A 16,075-nucleotide genomic window follows, 5' to 3' on the forward strand; every position below is an offset into this window, starting at 1 on the left:
ATTCCGTTGAGCTTGTTAGCCCTTTGGTAATTGGATTTTCTTATCTTCGCTTTGTTTATAAAGCACAATAATGTGTCCAATTGTTTGTAATTTGATAGCACCTGTTTCGCGCACAATCGCCTCGAAAATCAATGCTTTTGTTTCACGATCGCTAGTCGGTACTTTAACTTTAATGAGTTCGTGAATTTCCAGTGCGTTTTCAATTTCGAGAAGTACACCTTCCGTTAAGCCATTTGCACCTAAAAGAACAACTGGGTTTAACGCGTGTGCTTCGCCTTTTAAAAACTGCTTTTGTTTGTTTGATAACTTCATATTTAGTAAATTTCGCAGAAATAATCTTGAATTATGGGTATTCTACCGCCATATAGAGAATAATACTAATTCTAGAGTAGAATTTAATGTCTAATAAAAAGCATTCGGCAAGTTCAAAACGCTGGTTAAAAGAGCATTTTGATGATGTTTATGCCAATGAAGCCCGTAAACTCGGGTATCGTTCGCGCGCTTATTTTAAAATTGAAGAGCTCGACAAAAAAGATAAATTAATCCGTCCTGGCCTTACTGTTGTGGATTTAGGTGCCGCTCCGGGTGGTTGGTCGCAATATGCTGCGGATAAAGTGGGCGATAACGGCACTGTAATATCTTGTGACATTTTACCTATGGACCCATTACCAGGGGTTGAGTTCTTACAAGGTGACTTCCGTGAAGAGGCGGTACTGGATGCTTTATTAACCCGTATTGACGGTAAAAACGTTGATTTAGTGATGTCAGATATGGCGCCTAACATGAGCGGAAATAACGTTACAGACCAAGCCGGTAGCATGTATTTAGTGGAACTTGCATTTGATATGTGCCATCAAGTTCTCAAGCCAAACGGTAACTTCGCTGTAAAAGTTTTCCAAGGGGAAGGATTTGATCAATTTGTTAAAGACTTACGTAATAGCTTTAAGACTGTAAAAATTCGCAAGCCAGACTCTTCGCGAGCACGCTCACGTGAAGTATATATAGTAGCGACAGGTTACAAACTGTAGTACAGTATTTATAGTTAAAAGATTTTTTCATTATTAGATAAGACAAGAGGTTAATGCCTTGAGTGATATGGCTAAAAATTTAATTCTCTGGTTGGTTATCGCCGTTGTATTGATGTCGGTATTCCAGAGTTTCAATCCGGGCGAAGGTTCTAATCGCCAACTCGCATATTCGCAGTTTGTAAAAGAAGCGCGCTCTGAACAAATCCGCGAAGCAAAATTTGATCGCACTGCTGGTATTGTCTACGGCACAAAATTAAATGGTGAGCAGTTTAAAACTGTAATTCCAATGCACGATCAATATATCGTAGATGAATTAATTAAAAGCGGTGCAATTGTTGAAGGGGTAGAGCCTGAAGAACAATCTCTTCTTGCTACTATTTTCATCTCTTGGTTCCCAATGTTACTACTTATCGGTGTATGGATATTCTTTATGCGCCAAATGCAAGGCGGTGGCGGTAAAGGCGCGATGTCTTTCGGTAAGAGTAAAGCCCGCCTTATGAGCGAAGATCAGGTAAAGACTACGTTTGCCGATGTTGCAGGTTGTGACGAAGCGAAAGAAGACGTAACAGAACTTGTTGATTTCTTGCGTGACCCATCAAAGTTCCAAAAACTCGGTGGTAGCATTCCTAAGGGCGTACTGATGGTAGGTCCTCCAGGTACAGGTAAAACCTTGCTTGCTAAAGCAGTTGCAGGTGAAGCAAAGGTACCATTCTTTACAATTTCAGGTTCTGATTTTGTTGAGATGTTTGTTGGTGTAGGTGCATCACGTGTACGTGATATGTTCGAACAAGCAAAAAAAGCAGCGCCTTGTATTATTTTTATTGATGAAATTGATGCGGTAGGTCGTCAACGTGGCGCAGGTCTTGGTGGTGGTCACGATGAGCGAGAACAAACCCTTAACCAAATGCTTGTTGAAATGGATGGCTTTGAAGGCAACGAAGGTATCATTGTAATTGCAGCAACTAACCGCCCTGACGTACTAGATCCTGCGTTACTTCGACCTGGTCGTTTCGACCGCCAAGTGGTTGTTGGACTACCTGATATTCGTGGTCGTGAACAAATTCTTAAAGTACACATGCGTAAAGTACCTTTGGCTGACAATGTTGAGCCAGCAGTTATCGCGCGTGGTACACCAGGTTTTTCAGGTGCAGATCTGGCTAATCTAGTAAATGAAGCCGCATTATTTGCAGCGCGCGGTAACAAGCGTGTTGTAAGCATGGCTGAATTCGATGCCGCTAAAGATAAAATCATGATGGGCGCAGAGCGCAAGTCAATGGTTATGAGTGAGCAAGAAAAAGAAATGACAGCTTATCATGAAGCAGGTCACGCAATTGTTGGACGTCTAGTGCCAGAGCATGACCCAGTTTATAAGGTGTCTATTATTCCACGTGGTCGCGCACTAGGTGTCACTATGTACCTACCTGAGCAAGATCGTGTGAGTCACTCTAAGCAACATTTAGAGTCAATGATCTCAAGCCTTTATGGTGGCCGAATTGCTGAAGAGTTAATTTATGGTGCTGATAAAGTAACAACAGGTGCAAGCAACGACATTGAGCGTGCAACTGATATTGCCCATAAAATGGTTACCCAATGGGGTTTAAGTGAAAAATTAGGTCCGCTTCTGTATTCAGAAGATCAGGGCGAAGTTTTCATGGGTCGCAGCCAAACTCAGAATAAGAGTATGTCTGGTGAAACAGCTAAGCTAATTGATGCTGAAGTACGTGACTTCTCTGATCGTAACTACCAGCGCGCAGAGGATATCTTAAAAGAAAATATGGATATTCTTCACGCAATGAAAGATGCATTAATGAAGTATGAAACGATTGATGCAGCGCAAATTGATGACCTAATGGCTCGCCGTGAGGTTCGTCCACCGCGTGACGCACATGATCGCAAAGACGACGACAAGCCAAGCGCTGGTGCAGCAGCAACAACAGATGAGGCAACACAAGTAGAAAAACAGGTTGAATCAGATAAAAAACCTGAAAATAAACTTGATGACACCGACCAACCATCGGTAAACTAACAACCCTAAAAACCCCGATTTATTCGGGGTTTTTTAAATCTACATTTCTATGTCAAAAATCAATTTACCAAACGGCAAGGTACTCGACCTAAGCCAAACCCATATCATGGGCATACTAAACTTTACTCCAGACTCTTTTTCTGATGGCGGCAGTTATCAACATGTCGACAGCGCTGTCATTAGCGCGTTGGCGATGCTTGAAAATGGCGCAACTATTATTGATATTGGTGGTGAATCAACCCGCCCTGGTGCGCCTGACGTTGCATTAGAGGAAGAATTGTCACGTGTAATCCCTGTTATTCAGGCAATTCGAGAGAAGTCAGACTGCCTAATTTCTATCGATACAAGCAAAGCTGAGGTAATGCGTCAAGCAGTGAATGCTGGGGCGGATATAATCAATGATGTTCGGGCACTGCAAGAGCCAAATGCGTTAGCAACAGCAGCAGCGCTTGGTGTTCCTGTATGTTTAATGCATATGCAAGGTCAACCTCGTACCATGCAAGCTAACCCTCAATATACAGATGTGATTAACGACATTAAGCAGTTCTTTATCGAGCGGATTAATGAATGTGAAAAGGCTGGCATTACGCGCGATAAAATTATTCTCGACCCAGGTTTTGGCTTTGGTAAAACACTTGCACATAACTACCATATTTTAAAATACATAGACGAGTTTAAAATGATGGGGTGTGAAGTACTTGCTGGACTTTCGCGTAAGTCGATGATTGGTAACTTATTAGGACGCGATGTAGATCAGCGTTTAGCTGGCTCAATTGCGGGCGCACTGATTGCCGCGCAAAAGGGCGCTAAGATTATCCGTGTACATGATGTTACAGAAACCGCTGACGCGTTAAATGTTTGGCGGGCCTGTGAACAAGGAATTACAAATGAGCAATAGAAAATATTTTGGCACCGATGGTGTCCGTGGTGAAGTAGGTCAATATCCAATCACCCCTGAATTTGCATTAAAACTGGGTTGGGCAGCAGGCAAGGTACTGTCTAAAAAAGGCACCAAAAAAGTTATTATTGGAAAAGACACTCGTATTTCTGGTTACCTATTAGAAACCTCACTTGAAGCGGGTTTAGTTGCCGCGGGCATAGATGTTATTTTGCTAGGCCCAATGCCTACACCGGCAATTGCATATTTAACACAAACATTTCGCGGTGAAGCGGGCATTGTGATCAGTGCGTCGCACAACCCATATCAAGATAACGGTATTAAATTTTTCTCATCGCAAGGCACTAAGCTGGATGATGCATTAGAGCTTGAAATCGAAGCCATGATGGATGAAGACATGACGTGTGTTTCTTCCGAGTCATTGGGTAAAGCAAAACGTCTCGATACGGCTGCAGGTCGTTATATTGAATACTGTAAGAGTCAATTTCCAAGTGCCTTATCACTCGAAGGCTTACGTATTGTAGTTGATTGTGCCAACGGTGCAACCTATCACATAGCGCCAGACGTTATGCGCGAGCTTGGTGCTGAGGTAATCAAGGTAGCATGTGAACCAAATGGTTTAAATATCAACGCAAAATGTGGTGCGACACATGTCGATACCATGGTGCAAAAAGTACTTGAAGTTAAAGCTGATGTTGGTATTGCATACGATGGTGACGGCGATCGTGTGATGATGGTTGATCACAAAGGTCGAGTATTCGATGGTGATGATATTGTTTATATTATTGCCAAGTACGCGTTTGAAAAAGGCGAACTGGGTGGGGGCGTTGTAGGCACTGTAATGTCGAATATGGGACTCGAAAATGCACTTAAATCACTCGGTGTTGAGTTTGAACGTTCGAAAGTCGGTGATCGTTATGTTTTAGAGCTGCTAAAGCAAAAAGGTTGGAAAATTGGCGGTGAAAGTTCAGGCCATATTCTTAATTTAGACCGTATTTCAACGGGCGATGGCATTATCTCTAGCTTACAAGTGCTTGCCGCGATGGTTGAAACTAATCAAACCCTTGAAGATTTAGGCCAAGGCTTTACTAAGTACCCGATGAATATGATTAACGTACGTTATGCAAAGGGTACAGAGCCGCTTGCAAGCAGCGATGTTGAAACAGTAATTGCTGAGGTGGAGCAACAGCTTGGTGATAAAGGCCGTGTGCTTATCCGCAAATCAGGTACTGAACCCGTAATTCGCGTAATGGTGGAAGCGGAGAAAGAGAAACAAGTTTTCGATTTTTCAAAGAAAATTGCCGATGTTGTTGAATCTGTAAGCAAACAACTCGAAAACGCACAATAACCTCTTGTAACTTTTAGCGAGTCAGGATAGTATCCTGCTCGCTTTCGAAATTGGAGTAAGCAATGGCTTTACGCAAACCTATGGTTGCTGGCAACTGGAAAATGAACGGTTCACTTGAACTGGTTTCTGAATTAGCTGCAGCGATCGCAAATATTGATACGTCTGACGTTGATATTTTAGTTTTCCCGCCATTTCCTTTAATTAAATCTGCCTTAGATGCGGGTATGAAAGCAGGCGCGCAAACTGTATCAGAAAACAATGCGGGCGCATTCACTGGTGAAGTTGATGCCAAATTGGTTCACGCACTGGGGGCGAATTATACGTTAGTTGGTCACTCAGAAAGGCGAGCTATTTTTGGTGAAAGCAACGAAACCGTTGCTGCTAAATTTGCAAAAGCGCAAGAAAATAAATTGACGCCAATTTTATGTGTTGGTGAAAGCGAACAAGAGCGTGAGCAAGAATTGACCGAACAGGTTGTTTGGCAGCAAATTGACGCAATTATTGGCAAATTAGGTGTAGATGCACTGGCTAATAGTGTGATAGCATACGAGCCCGTTTGGGCAATTGGTACAGGTAAAACTGCATCGCCTGAACAAGCACAAGCTGTGCACAAATTTATTCGCAGCAAGCTGACTGAGTTAAACAGTGAGCTGGCTGCAAAGATACAACTGCTTTATGGCGGTAGTGTTAACGAGAACAATAGCGAACAATTATTTGCGCAACCAGATATAGATGGTGGTTTAATAGGCGGAGCAAGCCTAAAAGCTGAAAGCTTTGCAGCCATCTGTAATAGCGCAAAAGGAAATGGCTAACAATGTACGAAATTTTATTAGTAGTTTATCTTATCGTAGCGCTTGCTCTAATTGGATTTGTTTTAATCCAACAGGGTAAAGGTGCTGATATGGGTTCATCATTTGGTGCTGGTGCATCTGCAACCGTATTCGGTTCAAGCGGTGCTGGTAACTTTATGACTAAAACAACCACAATCTTAGCTACAGTATTCTTTATTATGAGTATTGTGTTAGGTAACTTAACAGCTGGTCAGATTAAAAAGACTGACGAGTGGTCAGATTTATCTTCTGACGCACCAGCTGCGACAACGGTTGTTGCTGATCCAAAAGATAAAGACGTTCCTGCTTCTCAAGATAAAAGCAACGACGTACCAAACTAATAAATAACATCTTTGCGGATGTGCTGGAATTGGTAGACAGGCAGCGTTGAGGTCGCTGTGTGAGCAATCACGTGAGGGTTCAAGTCCCTCCATCCGCACCATGATTTAAGCCCGTAACTCAATGAGTTACGGGTTTTTTCATTTTAGCTGGGACGCTATTGGGGTGTTTTGTACGGAAAACCCTAATATTTTAGTTACCCTTTGAGCCATATCTGGCACTTCACTTTCCATCCATTTACCATAATGCTTTTCTAGCATCTTGATAGAAGTGTGTCCCATTTGGACACAGATCCATCTTTCGTTAATGCCAGCAGTTAATAGCTGACTAGCAAAAGTGTGTCGCGCTTGGCTTGGGCCTCTATATCGTACTCCCGATTTTTTAATATGTGTATTAAAGAATCCATCCCGAAATTTATCACCGAACCGGAAGGGTTTACCCGTTAGTGAATGTATGAAGACAAATTGAACCATTTGCTTAACTTTGGTTTTATTATCTTCTTGTATAACATCGATCTCATGTTTCTCTGACAGAAAGCTGTATTGTTTTTGCTTCTTAAGAACATCAAGTGCTGGCCCTATCAAATTGATTGTGCGAACTGACTCTCTGGTTTTTGGGACTTTATAATTGCCCCTAACAACCGCACGTTTTACTTTGATTATTCCTTTATTAAGATCCACATCTTCCCAAGCTAGCGCTAAAAGTTCACTTAAACGCAAGCCTGTCCAACAATTAAATAAAAACGCATTCAACTCCTGAATTCTATTTGTGGCAGTGTTAGCTATTTTATCAATCTCCGAACGCTCAAATGGATCACAATCTGTGCTCACAACTTCTAAATTGTCTATAAACTCAAAAGGTGAGTGTTTGATTATTCTGTCTGCCAACGCATCATTATAAATGCCGCGAAACGGTATTAGTGTTTCGTTGATCGTTTTGTTTGCTAAATGATGCAAGTCAATAGTTACCCACTTCTTCAATTCACTTGGCTTTATCTGATCTAGCCGGTGCATTCCCCAAATTGGCAGAATATGAGTTCTTACCTTGGATTTATACGCTCTAAAAGTGCTGTGTGCAGTTGTTTGTTCTTTAATACTAAGCCACTTTTCCATTGCTTCATTTACAGTCGGTATCTTTTGAGTATTAGAAAACTGTGCTGCCTTTTTAGAATTTGGAAAGCGCTCAGCATAGTCGAAAGTGCCTACTGATATTTCATGAAGCACTGCGACTCGCAAATTATAAGCTGCTTTTAGGTTGGCCTTGGTTGGTTGAAAGTTTAATCCTTCTTTACAGCGAACTCCACGGTAAGAAAATTCAATACGAATCTTCTTACCATGTAATTCAACACCAGGATATTTCTTGCAATGCTCTTTAAGCAGCTCTAAGTCCATGCTCTACATACTCATCATAGTTTTCGTAATGGTAATAGATGCGGCCGTCATCAGCTTTTTTGAAGTGAATACCTTCAATCAGCTTTCCGGTTTTGCGTTTCTTATCTAATGCATCCTTGGTGATGCCTTTGTATTGCTCAAATATTGTTGGGAGTACCCAACCGAACTGAATATATGCTTTCATGCTGCCACCTTATCACTAAATTTATTAACTTCATTTCCCCAGCTCGACCAACCTGGCGAGCTTTCGCGGGCAAATAGCTCAATTTTATTAACGTTACCAGCTAAGTTATCGCACCTCTTTCGAAACTCATCAGGTTTGCGGCTGTGCTCTCTTACTGGATATGAGCCAACAGCCCGTACACTTCTTGAAGCAATTTGCGGCTTACCCTTAATTGCAATTAATGCTGACTCGCTGCCAGCGCGTGTATAAAACCCCATACCAAAGAACGGTTTGAATTTTTTGGTTAACTTATTCCACACAAAACCATTCATATTTTTTAGTTCGAAGCCCCACGCTTTAACAACCTCTAATGCTTCAGATGGCATCGAATTAACCCACCACATAACAAGTATGCAATTATCTGCCGCGATATCAGCCACGGGCATAGCTTTAATATCTTCAATACCCATTACTGATTTATATTGATGCTCAGCACCTGAAGTCATTGAGCCGCCGGTTTTTTTGTTGCTAAACTGCCACGCTGGATCTGCATAAATAAGGTTGAACTTCTGACCTTTAAACTCATCAAACACTTTCAGGCTCTCCCAATGAAGCGGTTAATTGCTCTAAAAGTAGAATGAGCTCTGACGTTACCAAAATAAAATCAGCATCAAGCTTTTGTGCCATATCTTCTTTTGGAATGTCAGCGTTTTCTTCTTTTAACAGTTCTGCGTACGCTAGGCGTTTAATTGAACCATCTTCTTGCAGGGTGAAGCTGATACGTTCTTGCCAATCAAGTGATAATTTGGTAACTGCTTTGCCATTGTGTAAATGGGTTTGAATTTCATCAGCGGTTAAATCAAGCTGTTTTAATACGACTTTTGCGCCTTTTTCTTCTGGCTCAACTAGTTCAGCGTCATACCCAATAGAAAATTGAGCTGGCGCTTGGTTTGTGCTTAACCATTTAGTTAAGAATAGGCCTATGTCATGATTTACAAACGCGGGTACTACTGGCAGCGAACCGAGTGATTTGCGAAGTAGGGCAAGTAGTTCTTCTGCTTTATTAAAGCTTATGGTGTTTACTACTAACCAGCCTTTTGCCATATCAATAAAGGCAAATGTAAATGATGGTTTGGTGAACGCCTGCGGTAGTAAAGAATGAATGAGATTTTCTTTTAACTCGTCTTTTTCTTTTTTCTTAACAGGACGGTGTTCCGTTGATTCGATTTCGTCAATTTTTGCAGCTAGCAAGTCATTGATCACGGTTGGCGGTAATACTTTTTCTTCGCGCTTTGCGCAGACTAGTATTTTATCCGCTGAAAAGTGTGAAAGGGCGTTGCCGAACTTGCCAAGCGCGTTAGACCAGCCAAAGGTGCTTAGGTCTTGCGCTGCGCATTGGCGAAATTTATCTTGCGCAAGCGCTTGTTCAAATTTTTCTTGGTCAAACTGTGTATCTTGTTTGAAGCGATATGCAATTAGGTTGTTGAACCACATAGATATTTCCTTATTTAGTTGAATGGAACCCAGTCCCACATAGGTTTCTTTGTTGCTTTGCTGATTACCACGTTGCCTTTGGCATCTTTACGTTCGACCTTTTTTACACCTCTTAGGCCGCGATATCCCCCCCGATTTTTGTGCAAGCCCGATATATTCGGGTATTGAGTCAGGTGATGCTAATTCACCACTTACAAGCTGTGGCTTCGCTTTCTTAAAAATTTCATTCGTAATCGCATCTAGTTTTTGCTTGTATTCTTCAGGGGATTTAGGTGCATCATCACCTCTTAATCGCATGATTTCTTTCTCAGCTTTCTTTTTACAATGACTCAAACACACACCTTGAACAGCAAACATAGCTATCTCCTTATATGCATAAAAGTAAATTAGGGTACTGCAGGCCAATAGGCGCAAATGGGATATCGTCATCAAAATCCATTGGTGGCTCCATTGGGTGTGATGGGCCACCTTGATACGCGCTGTGGCTGGCGCTTTGTAATGCTGGCGCTGATTTGCTTGGTTGTTGATTAAAGCCTGATCCGGCTTGCTGCGGTGCAAAACCTGACTGTTGATTTTGTTGACCTTGAAAACCACCTACACTATTTGTTGCGTTTTCACTGCGACCGCCTAGCATTTGCATTTGACCGGTGAAGCCATCAACTACTATTTCTGTGGTGTATTTGTCTTGGCCTTGTTGATCCTGCCATTTCCGTGTTTGCAATTTACCTTCAATATAAATTTGCGAACCTTTGCGGCAGTATTCGCCAACCACTTCTGCCACCTTGCCGAAAAATACAACGCGATGCCATTCAGTTTTATCAACCATCTGGCCCGTGTTCTTATCCTTGTAGCTCTCAGATGTTGCAAGAGTAATATTTGCTACAGCATTGCCATTTGGCATATATCTAACTTCAGGATCCTGCCCCATATTTCCTACGAGGATCACTTTGTTTATCCCTCGGCTCATTATGCCATTACTCCTATTAATGGAAGCGCACATGCTACAACTGCTAGTGCAAGATAAGAAATTAAGCGAACAGTGTATTGTAACTGTTTTTGCTTTCTCTCTTTGTCTGCTCGGCAACTGTTACCACCTTTGTACATCATTGAATCTGTCATTGATTTCATTTGTTTTTCCTTGGTCGGTTTTGGTTTTATCTGTTAGCGCCTAGCTGAGTTCTAGAGGTGCCTCAACAGGTCTTGTGATACAGATTAGTGTATCAATAGCTGTTGGTCAACCATAAAAATACAAATAAATTAAACGCGAATTGTTGTTTGTTAACAGTTTTAAAGTTGGTAAGGTTGTTAAACCTCTGTTTTAAAAGCTTTTTCTGGAAAGTTGTGAATATAATTATTTTAATTTCTTGATAAAGAAAAGTGTATGGGTTCTAATGTTTGTGTATTTTTACAATCAACTCAAGCAGGAGAAATGACATGAAACATAAATATTCTTACATTCCAGGTGGTGATAATGGCACTGATGAAGTTCGTAATGATTAGCCTCTAAAACATTCTTAAGGAAGGGACAATGACTCTAATAAATTACGTTACCTATGACTTTTATACATTTCTAACCGCATTATCCGCTTTAGTTGCCTTGTTAACTAAAGACGCGCAATGGTTTTTATACTCAATGCTAGTTTGTTTGTTTATGTTCTTAGGTTGGCAAACTCATGAATTTATTAAGTCACTAGATCCCTTTATTGCTTATCGCTATTTTTACTACTCAATCTGTGAGCTGCTTTTTTTATTCATCTTGCTAAAGCTGTGGTCAAAAGGGTTGATAATTAATAGCCAATACTTCTTGGCTTTAGCACTATCTATATCTCTAATAATAACTTGGCTTTTGCGATATATTGACAGGCAGTATTTTGACTTAACTTTTACCGCTGAGATATATGGCTACATCATCCCAACAATCAATGGGATGTTTGCTATAAGCTGTTCCCTACCTGGGTTAACTAAATTACTTAAAAAATATAAGGGTTAATATGGATATTTTATTGGCTATAACCGTTGTAATTGTTCTTGTTTCTATTTTTCATTTATTAAAGAAAAGTTATCAGCACGCCAAAAGCAAAGGGCTCTTAGGTAATAAAGTTATCGTTACTGAAGAATTCTATAATGCTGCGGAAGAGGTAGTAGATGCTGTTTTAAGATCCAAATCTAAAGAGGAATGTGATATGCGGTTACTGGATGCCGCAACCAGAATTAGAACGGAGATTAAAAAGAGACAAAACACATCAAAATTTAATGCGAAAAATTTCGCAAGTTACGTAAATTCGAATCAATAGCCTAGAACTATCTGACTGATTTCACAAAAAACCCCAAGCATAAAGCTCGGGGTTTTTCATTATCAAAATAAATTAACTCAAATGAAACTAGCAATATCAGTTAACATTACTGCCTTTTAGCTTTGTTAAAACATAGCCATGAGCAGCATCTGGACCACTTTGTATATACTCATGTGCCGCTTCTTTGATTGTAGCATTAATCCAAGCCCTATCTTCAACACCTGCAAGATGACAAATGTTTAACACGCAGTCTATCGCCGTTTCAACTGCATCCATTGGGAAAGCTTCACCTTTATCTATTGGCTTTCCTTCATCATTAAATCCTAAAGGGTTAATCATGTCCCCAGGGGACACATTGAATGCTGCGGCGAATGCATCAATAGTTTTTGATTGGAAGTCTTTTCCAGCTAATACATTCGTAACAGTGTTTCCATGTAGGATATGATCACCATTATCTGCAGCAAGAGCGCAAATCTCTTTATTGTTTAACCCAGTAACTTTTTTTAACTTTTTTAAGTTCTGTACCAATGCTGTTTTAGAGTCCACTTTCAAAGCCACAAAAATAAATTTTATAAATCATAGCAACACAATACCTACTATTGAACTGTTTATTTATACAGTGAAAAATAAATTAATCAATTGTATCAATGGTTTATTTGAAATTCAGAAATATCATGTTGACAATTTAAATATAAAATACAAAATACTGTATCAGTAATAAAAATAAGTGTTTCAAAAATGAATAGCATAATCGTTTCTGCAATTAAAAGAGCCATTAGAGAAAATAGAGTTGACGAATACTCTCAAGTCACTGGAGTTTCTCGCACTCGACTATATCAACTATCGAACGAAGCATCACCTAATGTAACGGTCAAAACAGCTGAGAAAATTCTAGAAGTAGAGAAGCACCCATTACTTAACGAAATCAGAAAGTATTCAAATGCGGCCTAGTAGTTGCCAATGGATTGGTGACTGAAAGGAGAAAGGAAAGCTGCACGAAGTTCGGCAGCTAACAGATAAAACAAAGCCCGTACTTACCGACCAAAGTGATTACGGGCCTCATCCAACGGAGATAAGTATGGCATCTAGAAATTTAATTATCAACCTTTGCTGTGTAGGGGGTTCTCTATGAGCATGGAGCTTACTGCGAAAGCACTAGACACCGAAGTGGGTAATTCACTTCGCAAATTAATTCTAGTTAAGCTGGCTGATAATGCTAATGATCAAGGTATTGCATGGCCAAGTCATCAGCACTTGGCTGACATATGTGAAACAACTAGAAGATCTGTGATTACGCATTTAGGCAAGTTGGCAGCGATGGGCTTTATATCCATTAAGCAACGTAAAACAGCGGCTGATAGAAATCAGAGTAATCTTTACTTCCTGCACCCGGACAAGTGGCCAAAAGTTCAGCGCACCCAAAATAAAGCTGGGTGTGAAAATTTTTCACCACTAGAGGAAGAAGCAGAAGAAAACACTAGTGAAAAACTTTCACATAGTAGTAAACCTAATTCACCTAGTAGTGATCCTAATTCACTAACGAGTAGTGATCCTATTTCACAGAGAACCAGTCACTCTTTAGAACCAATCAATGAAAATATTTGTAATTTGGGTAAAGCAGATTTTTCAGCTGAGCAAATAGTTGAACTCTTTAATCAGTTTCTTCCTTCCTTGCCAAAAGTAAAAAAATTAACAAGCACTCGTATTAGCGCTATTACCGCAAGGACCAAACAAGAATTGAAAACTCTAAATGCTTGGCGAGATTTCTTTGATGCTGTTAGCAACAGTGATTTTTTAATGGGGAAAACTTCTTCTTGGCAGGCCACATTTGATTGGATAACTAAAGAATCTAATTTTGTGAAAATTATCGAGGGTAATTACGACAATAAATCGTTTTCTGGACCGAGCAGTCAGGCTGTTGCAGATCCGAATTGGTATAAAGATTTAGGACTTTAGGGGGCGTTATGCAAAGTATTCAATCAATGGTTTCAAATGGGTTGGCAATGAAACAACACAACGTTAAGCCGGTGATTCAGCAAAAATCGGTCAGCCCTGAAGTTGCGGCGTTGTTTGATCAGCTGTTTGGTGAACTTAAAGCCATTTTCCCTGCGTGGGCGGTGTCGGGCGCTGATGAGTCGCAAATAAAAAAAACGTGGTTAAAAGGCTTTTTGGATAATGGAATAACGTCTAAAGCGCAGTTAAGTCATGGTTTACGCAAGGCGCGTCAGTGGGGTAAACCGTTTTTACCGTCAATTGGTCAATTTTGCCAGTGGTGCACACCCACACCTGAAGATTTTGGTATGCCAACACATGTGCTGGCATTTCGTGAGGCTATTAGCAAAAACCGTTTCCCTGAAAATGAAGAGTTTAGCCATCCTGCGGTTTATGTGGCGATGCGCGCAACAGGTTCGTGGGCGTTTAAAAATCAAGATGCGGCTAGTGTTGAAAAATTATTTAATCGTAACTACGACATTGCAGTTCGCAGAGTGATAAATGGTGAGGACTTAAGTTTAGAAATTCCGCTTGCCTTGCCCGAAACGGTATTTGTTAAGGCCAGTAAAGAAACAGCCGCTTCGCGCTTAGCGGAAATGCGTAAAAACTTGAAGCGAGGTAAGGCCGCATGAGTGTTGAACAAACTATGTGTAAGTCATCTTTGAATGCAAAAACATTAGCTGTACTTAAACGTGGTGGCCGATATAGCGCGATGGACTTAGTACGTGAATTAAATGTGAGCCCGTTCACGCAAATTACTGCGCGCATTCGAGATTTAAGAAAAGCTAAGCATGGTTGCCACAATATTTTGTGTTTGCGCGATGCTGATGGTGTTTACCGTTATGAGTTAATTGGAGCGAACAATGAAGCTGCGTGATTTAAGTGTTGGTGAGCGTTTTATTTTAGTTAGAACAGGTCAGCACTTTGCTGTTTCTGGTAAAGAGAAGAACCAGTTAATTCCTGTCAGATTATTAAAAAACAGTAAAACCATGAGCTTTCATCCATGCGTTGCGGTTGAGGTTTTAGATGCGCGTTCGTGAAAAAATAACTAAGGCCAGTATTGAGCGCCATTTAAAAAACGCCAAAGTAACTGAGTTAAAAGACGATAAAACGCCTTTGCTTTTGCGTATTAATGCTGGCCGTACACAATGCAGCTGCCTAGCTGAGTATAACAAGGAAGGTAAAACAAAACGCAAAAAGATTGGCGTTTGTGTTGAGCCTTTTAAAAACATTAATGCTATACGAGAAAATGCGATCAATATTGTTGCTGATTTGCTAAATGATGCTAGTGCGAGTTGTGATCACTTTGAGAACGTGGCGCAGTTGTTGAACTGGTATATCGATAATCAGTCAGTGAACCATGAAATTAAAGACAGCACCAAGGCGGGTAATGTTAGCGCTGTTAGTAAACATTTGATCCCTAAATTGGGCGATTTAGCCATAAAAGAGTTAACGCCTGCCGCGCTTAATGATTTGTTTGTGCAACCAATGCTGATTGAGAATAAACAGCTTTCAACTATTCAAAAGTATTTTAAAGTTTTGAAAGAAGCGTTTTCTCGTGCCAGTGATTTGAAAATGCTTGAAGTTAACCCGCTAGCCACAACTGCGTTTAGTGATTACATCAAAACAAAGATTTTGCCAAAGCAAGGCAAGTTGCCAACCAGTAAATTGGCGCAAACTGTTGCGGCCATTAAGTTAGGACCAAAACAAAGTTATTTGTATTTATTGCTGATGCTTTGCTATGGCACACGCAAGATGGAAACGGCGAACATTCGCTATGACTGGTTTGCGTTAGAAGATAAGCCCGTTTTATTAATTCCTGCAGACGTTACCAAAACCAAAGAGCCACTTACATTGCCAGTAACGACATTTGTGCTTGAAGCGATTGCTGAGCACCAAAACAACCAAAAGTTAAATGGTTATAAGGGCGTTTATTTGTTCCCTGAAAAATTCGGTGGCATGGGTGATAACACGGCACATGATTTGGTGCTTGCTGTGTCAAAAGGTGAGTGGACAGCCCACGATTTAAGAAAGCTTGCGCGTAGTTGCTGGGCTGAAATGAATGTGGATTATGTGGTGGGTGAGAAACTTATTAATCACTCCCTTGGCAAGCTTGGTAATACATATATTCAGACTGATTTAGAAGATCGCAAACGTGTTGCGATTGAGAATTGGCATGCACGATTATCACAATTATTAATCGCGGTTAGCTCCGACACAATGCCGACACAGCCAGATTTTAGTGCATACCTTAAAAGCGCATAAATAAAGG

22 protein-coding genes and 1 tRNA gene are annotated in these 16,075 nt (G+C 40.6%); 14 read left to right on the top strand and 9 right to left on the bottom strand.

The features are described 5' to 3' along the window. Nucleotides 1-15 precede the first annotated feature (15 nt). Nucleotides 16-312 carry a ribosome assembly RNA-binding protein YhbY gene (gene yhbY, locus OM33_RS08320; RefSeq protein WP_038640790.1) on the bottom strand — a complete coding sequence of 99 codons (297 nt, stop codon included), beginning with the start codon at nt 310-312 and terminating at the stop codon, nt 16-18. A gap of 86 nt (nt 313-398) precedes the next feature. Here yhbY and rlmE point away from each other — a divergent pair, with 86 nt between their 5' ends. From rlmE to OM33_RS08355, 7 genes are all read left to right on the top strand, one after another. Beyond that, entirely contained in the window at nt 399-1,028 is a 630-nt protein-coding gene (gene rlmE, locus OM33_RS08325) for a 23S rRNA (uridine(2552)-2'-O)-methyltransferase RlmE (RefSeq protein ID WP_038640792.1), read from the top strand. A 67-nt stretch (nt 1,029-1,095) separates the two neighbouring features. Further along, the gene (ftsH, locus tag OM33_RS08330; RefSeq protein WP_038640794.1) at nt 1,096-3,054 is read left to right on the top strand and encodes an ATP-dependent zinc metalloprotease FtsH; all 1,959 of its coding nucleotides are present in this window, start codon (nt 1,096-1,098) and stop codon (nt 3,052-3,054) included. Between the two features lie 49 nt (nt 3,055-3,103). Then, nucleotides 3,104-3,952 (top strand): dihydropteroate synthase, encoded by an 849-nt coding sequence (gene folP / locus OM33_RS08335; RefSeq protein WP_038640796.1) that lies wholly within the window; start codon nt 3,104-3,106, stop codon nt 3,950-3,952. Then, nucleotides 3,942-5,300 (top strand): phosphoglucosamine mutase, encoded by a 1,359-nt coding sequence (gene glmM, locus OM33_RS08340; RefSeq protein ID WP_038640798.1) that lies wholly within the window; start codon nt 3,942-3,944, stop codon nt 5,298-5,300. The genes folP and glmM overlap by 11 nt, the downstream gene beginning before the upstream one ends. Before the next feature lie 62 nt (nt 5,301-5,362). Beyond that, nucleotides 5,363-6,112, top strand: coding sequence for a triose-phosphate isomerase (gene tpiA, locus OM33_RS08345; protein WP_038640800.1), 750 nt, complete (start codon nt 5,363-5,365; stop codon nt 6,110-6,112). A 2-nt stretch (nt 6,113-6,114) separates the two neighbouring features. Further along, a complete protein-coding gene (gene secG / locus OM33_RS08350; protein WP_038640801.1) occupies nt 6,115-6,471 on the top strand; it encodes a preprotein translocase subunit SecG in 357 nt (118 codons plus the stop codon). A gap of 14 nt (nt 6,472-6,485) precedes the next feature. Continuing rightward, nucleotides 6,486-6,572: transfer RNA gene (locus tag OM33_RS08355), tRNA-Leu, on the top strand. A gap of 37 nt (nt 6,573-6,609) precedes the next feature. On the opposite strand, the gene OM33_RS08360 is transcribed toward OM33_RS08355, so the two are convergent. The 7 genes from OM33_RS08360 to OM33_RS22510 all read right to left on the bottom strand — a co-directional run bounded on the left by OM33_RS08360 (nt 6,610) and on the right by OM33_RS22510 (nt 10,645). Next, nucleotides 6,610-7,860: a site-specific integrase gene (locus OM33_RS08360; protein WP_052140945.1), complete on the bottom strand. Its 1,251-nt coding sequence runs from the start codon at nt 7,858-7,860 to the stop codon at nt 6,610-6,612. Beyond that, nucleotides 7,841-8,044 carry a hypothetical protein gene (locus tag OM33_RS08365; protein WP_038640804.1) on the bottom strand — a complete coding sequence of 68 codons (204 nt, stop codon included), beginning with the start codon at nt 8,042-8,044 and terminating at the stop codon, nt 7,841-7,843. Before OM33_RS08365 ends, OM33_RS08360 begins: the two co-directional genes overlap by 20 nt. Continuing rightward, complete coding sequence (locus OM33_RS08370) at nt 8,041-8,616, bottom strand: MT-A70 family methyltransferase (RefSeq protein WP_038640806.1); 576 nt, start codon at nt 8,614-8,616, stop codon at nt 8,041-8,043. The genes OM33_RS08365 and OM33_RS08370 overlap by 4 nt, the downstream gene beginning before the upstream one ends. After that, on the bottom strand, nt 8,609-9,517 hold the full coding sequence (rdgC, locus tag OM33_RS08375; RefSeq protein ID WP_038640809.1) for a recombination-associated protein RdgC: 909 nt from the start codon (nt 9,515-9,517) through the stop codon (nt 8,609-8,611). Before rdgC ends, OM33_RS08370 begins: the two co-directional genes overlap by 8 nt. An 87-nt stretch (nt 9,518-9,604) precedes the next feature. After that, entirely contained in the window at nt 9,605-9,874 is a 270-nt protein-coding gene (locus OM33_RS08380) for a hypothetical protein (RefSeq protein ID WP_038640811.1), read from the bottom strand. Nucleotides 9,875-9,884: 10 nt separating this feature from the next. Then, nucleotides 9,885-10,484, bottom strand: coding sequence for a single-stranded DNA-binding protein (gene ssb, locus OM33_RS08385; RefSeq protein WP_052140946.1), 600 nt, complete (start codon nt 10,482-10,484; stop codon nt 9,885-9,887). Next, nucleotides 10,484-10,645 carry a hypothetical protein gene (locus OM33_RS22510; protein ID WP_199922425.1) on the bottom strand — a complete coding sequence of 54 codons (162 nt, stop codon included), beginning with the start codon at nt 10,643-10,645 and terminating at the stop codon, nt 10,484-10,486. The genes ssb and OM33_RS22510 overlap by 1 nt, the downstream gene beginning before the upstream one ends. An 863-nt stretch (nt 10,646-11,508) precedes the next feature. Here OM33_RS22510 and OM33_RS08395 point away from each other — a divergent pair. Further along, nucleotides 11,509-11,811, top strand: coding sequence for a hypothetical protein (locus OM33_RS08395; RefSeq protein ID WP_038640815.1), 303 nt, complete (start codon nt 11,509-11,511; stop codon nt 11,809-11,811). A 96-nt stretch (nt 11,812-11,907) separates the two neighbouring features. On the opposite strand, the gene OM33_RS08400 is transcribed toward OM33_RS08395, so the two are convergent. Then, entirely contained in the window at nt 11,908-12,357 is a 450-nt protein-coding gene (locus OM33_RS08400; protein ID WP_199922426.1) for a hypothetical protein, read from the bottom strand. A 192-nt stretch (nt 12,358-12,549) separates the two neighbouring features. On the opposite strand from OM33_RS08400, the gene OM33_RS08405 reads away from it, so the two are divergent. The 6 genes from OM33_RS08405 (at nt 12,550) to OM33_RS08425 (ending at nt 16,068) form a co-directional block, all read left to right on the top strand. Further along, nucleotides 12,550-12,762 carry a hypothetical protein gene (locus tag OM33_RS08405; RefSeq protein WP_038640819.1) on the top strand — a complete coding sequence of 71 codons (213 nt, stop codon included), beginning with the start codon at nt 12,550-12,552 and terminating at the stop codon, nt 12,760-12,762. Nucleotides 12,763-12,939: 177 nt separating this feature from the next. Then, nucleotides 12,940-13,767: a helix-turn-helix domain-containing protein gene (locus OM33_RS22515; RefSeq protein WP_052140947.1), complete on the top strand. Its 828-nt coding sequence runs from the start codon at nt 12,940-12,942 to the stop codon at nt 13,765-13,767. 8 nt (nt 13,768-13,775) lie between these two features. Further along, nucleotides 13,776-14,435, top strand: a complete 660-nt coding sequence (locus OM33_RS08415; protein ID WP_052140948.1) for a replication protein P — start codon at nt 13,776-13,778, stop codon at nt 14,433-14,435. After that, complete coding sequence (locus OM33_RS08420; RefSeq protein ID WP_038640821.1) at nt 14,432-14,680, top strand: hypothetical protein; 249 nt, start codon at nt 14,432-14,434, stop codon at nt 14,678-14,680. Before OM33_RS08415 ends, OM33_RS08420 begins: the two co-directional genes overlap by 4 nt. After that, a complete protein-coding gene (locus OM33_RS22520; protein ID WP_199922427.1) occupies nt 14,667-14,843 on the top strand; it encodes a hypothetical protein in 177 nt (58 codons plus the stop codon). Before OM33_RS08420 ends, OM33_RS22520 begins: the two co-directional genes overlap by 14 nt. Further along, entirely contained in the window at nt 14,830-16,068 is a 1,239-nt protein-coding gene (locus OM33_RS08425) for a tyrosine-type recombinase/integrase (protein ID WP_038640823.1), read from the top strand. The genes OM33_RS22520 and OM33_RS08425 overlap by 14 nt, the downstream gene beginning before the upstream one ends. Nucleotides 16,069-16,075: the final 7 nt, after the last annotated feature.

This window comes from Pseudoalteromonas piratica, from assembly GCF_000788395.1.
In the GTDB taxonomy this organism is placed as follows: domain Bacteria; phylum Pseudomonadota; class Gammaproteobacteria; order Enterobacterales; family Alteromonadaceae; genus Pseudoalteromonas; species Pseudoalteromonas piratica.

Bases quoted from the DNA above. Each gene is read 5' to 3' on its own strand.
- yhbY (WP_038640790.1), bottom strand. From the start codon at position 312: ATGAAGTTATCAAACAAACAAAAGCAGTTTTTAAAAGGCGAAGCACAC.
- rlmE (WP_038640792.1), top strand. From the start codon at position 399: ATGTCTAATAAAAAGCATTCGGCAAGTTCAAAACGCTGGTTAAAAGAG.
- ftsH (WP_038640794.1), top strand. From the start codon at position 1,096: ATGGCTAAAAATTTAATTCTCTGGTTGGTTATCGCCGTTGTATTGATG.
- folP (WP_038640796.1), top strand. From the start codon at position 3,104: ATGTCAAAAATCAATTTACCAAACGGCAAGGTACTCGACCTAAGCCAA.
- glmM (WP_038640798.1), top strand. From the start codon at position 3,942: ATGAGCAATAGAAAATATTTTGGCACCGATGGTGTCCGTGGTGAAGTA.
- tpiA (WP_038640800.1), top strand. From the start codon at position 5,363: ATGGCTTTACGCAAACCTATGGTTGCTGGCAACTGGAAAATGAACGGT.
- secG (WP_038640801.1), top strand. From the start codon at position 6,115: ATGTACGAAATTTTATTAGTAGTTTATCTTATCGTAGCGCTTGCTCTA.
- OM33_RS08360 (WP_052140945.1), bottom strand. From the start codon at position 7,860: ATGGACTTAGAGCTGCTTAAAGAGCATTGCAAGAAATATCCTGGTGTT.
- OM33_RS08365 (WP_038640804.1), bottom strand. From the start codon at position 8,044: ATGAAAGCATATATTCAGTTCGGTTGGGTACTCCCAACAATATTTGAG.
- rdgC (WP_038640809.1), bottom strand. From the start codon at position 9,517: ATGTGGTTCAACAACCTAATTGCATATCGCTTCAAACAAGATACACAG.
- OM33_RS08380 (WP_038640811.1), bottom strand. From the start codon at position 9,874: ATGTTTGCTGTTCAAGGTGTGTGTTTGAGTCATTGTAAAAAGAAAGCT.
- ssb (WP_052140946.1), bottom strand. From the start codon at position 10,484: ATGAGCCGAGGGATAAACAAAGTGATCCTCGTAGGAAATATGGGGCAG.
- OM33_RS22510 (WP_199922425.1), bottom strand. From the start codon at position 10,645: ATGAAATCAATGACAGATTCAATGATGTACAAAGGTGGTAACAGTTGC.
- OM33_RS08395 (WP_038640815.1), top strand. From the start codon at position 11,509: ATGGATATTTTATTGGCTATAACCGTTGTAATTGTTCTTGTTTCTATT.
- OM33_RS08405 (WP_038640819.1), top strand. From the start codon at position 12,550: ATGAATAGCATAATCGTTTCTGCAATTAAAAGAGCCATTAGAGAAAAT.
- OM33_RS22515 (WP_052140947.1), top strand. From the start codon at position 12,940: ATGAGCATGGAGCTTACTGCGAAAGCACTAGACACCGAAGTGGGTAAT.
- OM33_RS08415 (WP_052140948.1), top strand. From the start codon at position 13,776: ATGCAAAGTATTCAATCAATGGTTTCAAATGGGTTGGCAATGAAACAA.
- OM33_RS08420 (WP_038640821.1), top strand. From the start codon at position 14,432: ATGAGTGTTGAACAAACTATGTGTAAGTCATCTTTGAATGCAAAAACA.
- OM33_RS22520 (WP_199922427.1), top strand. From the start codon at position 14,667: ATGAAGCTGCGTGATTTAAGTGTTGGTGAGCGTTTTATTTTAGTTAGA.
- OM33_RS08425 (WP_038640823.1), top strand. From the start codon at position 14,830: ATGCGCGTTCGTGAAAAAATAACTAAGGCCAGTATTGAGCGCCATTTA.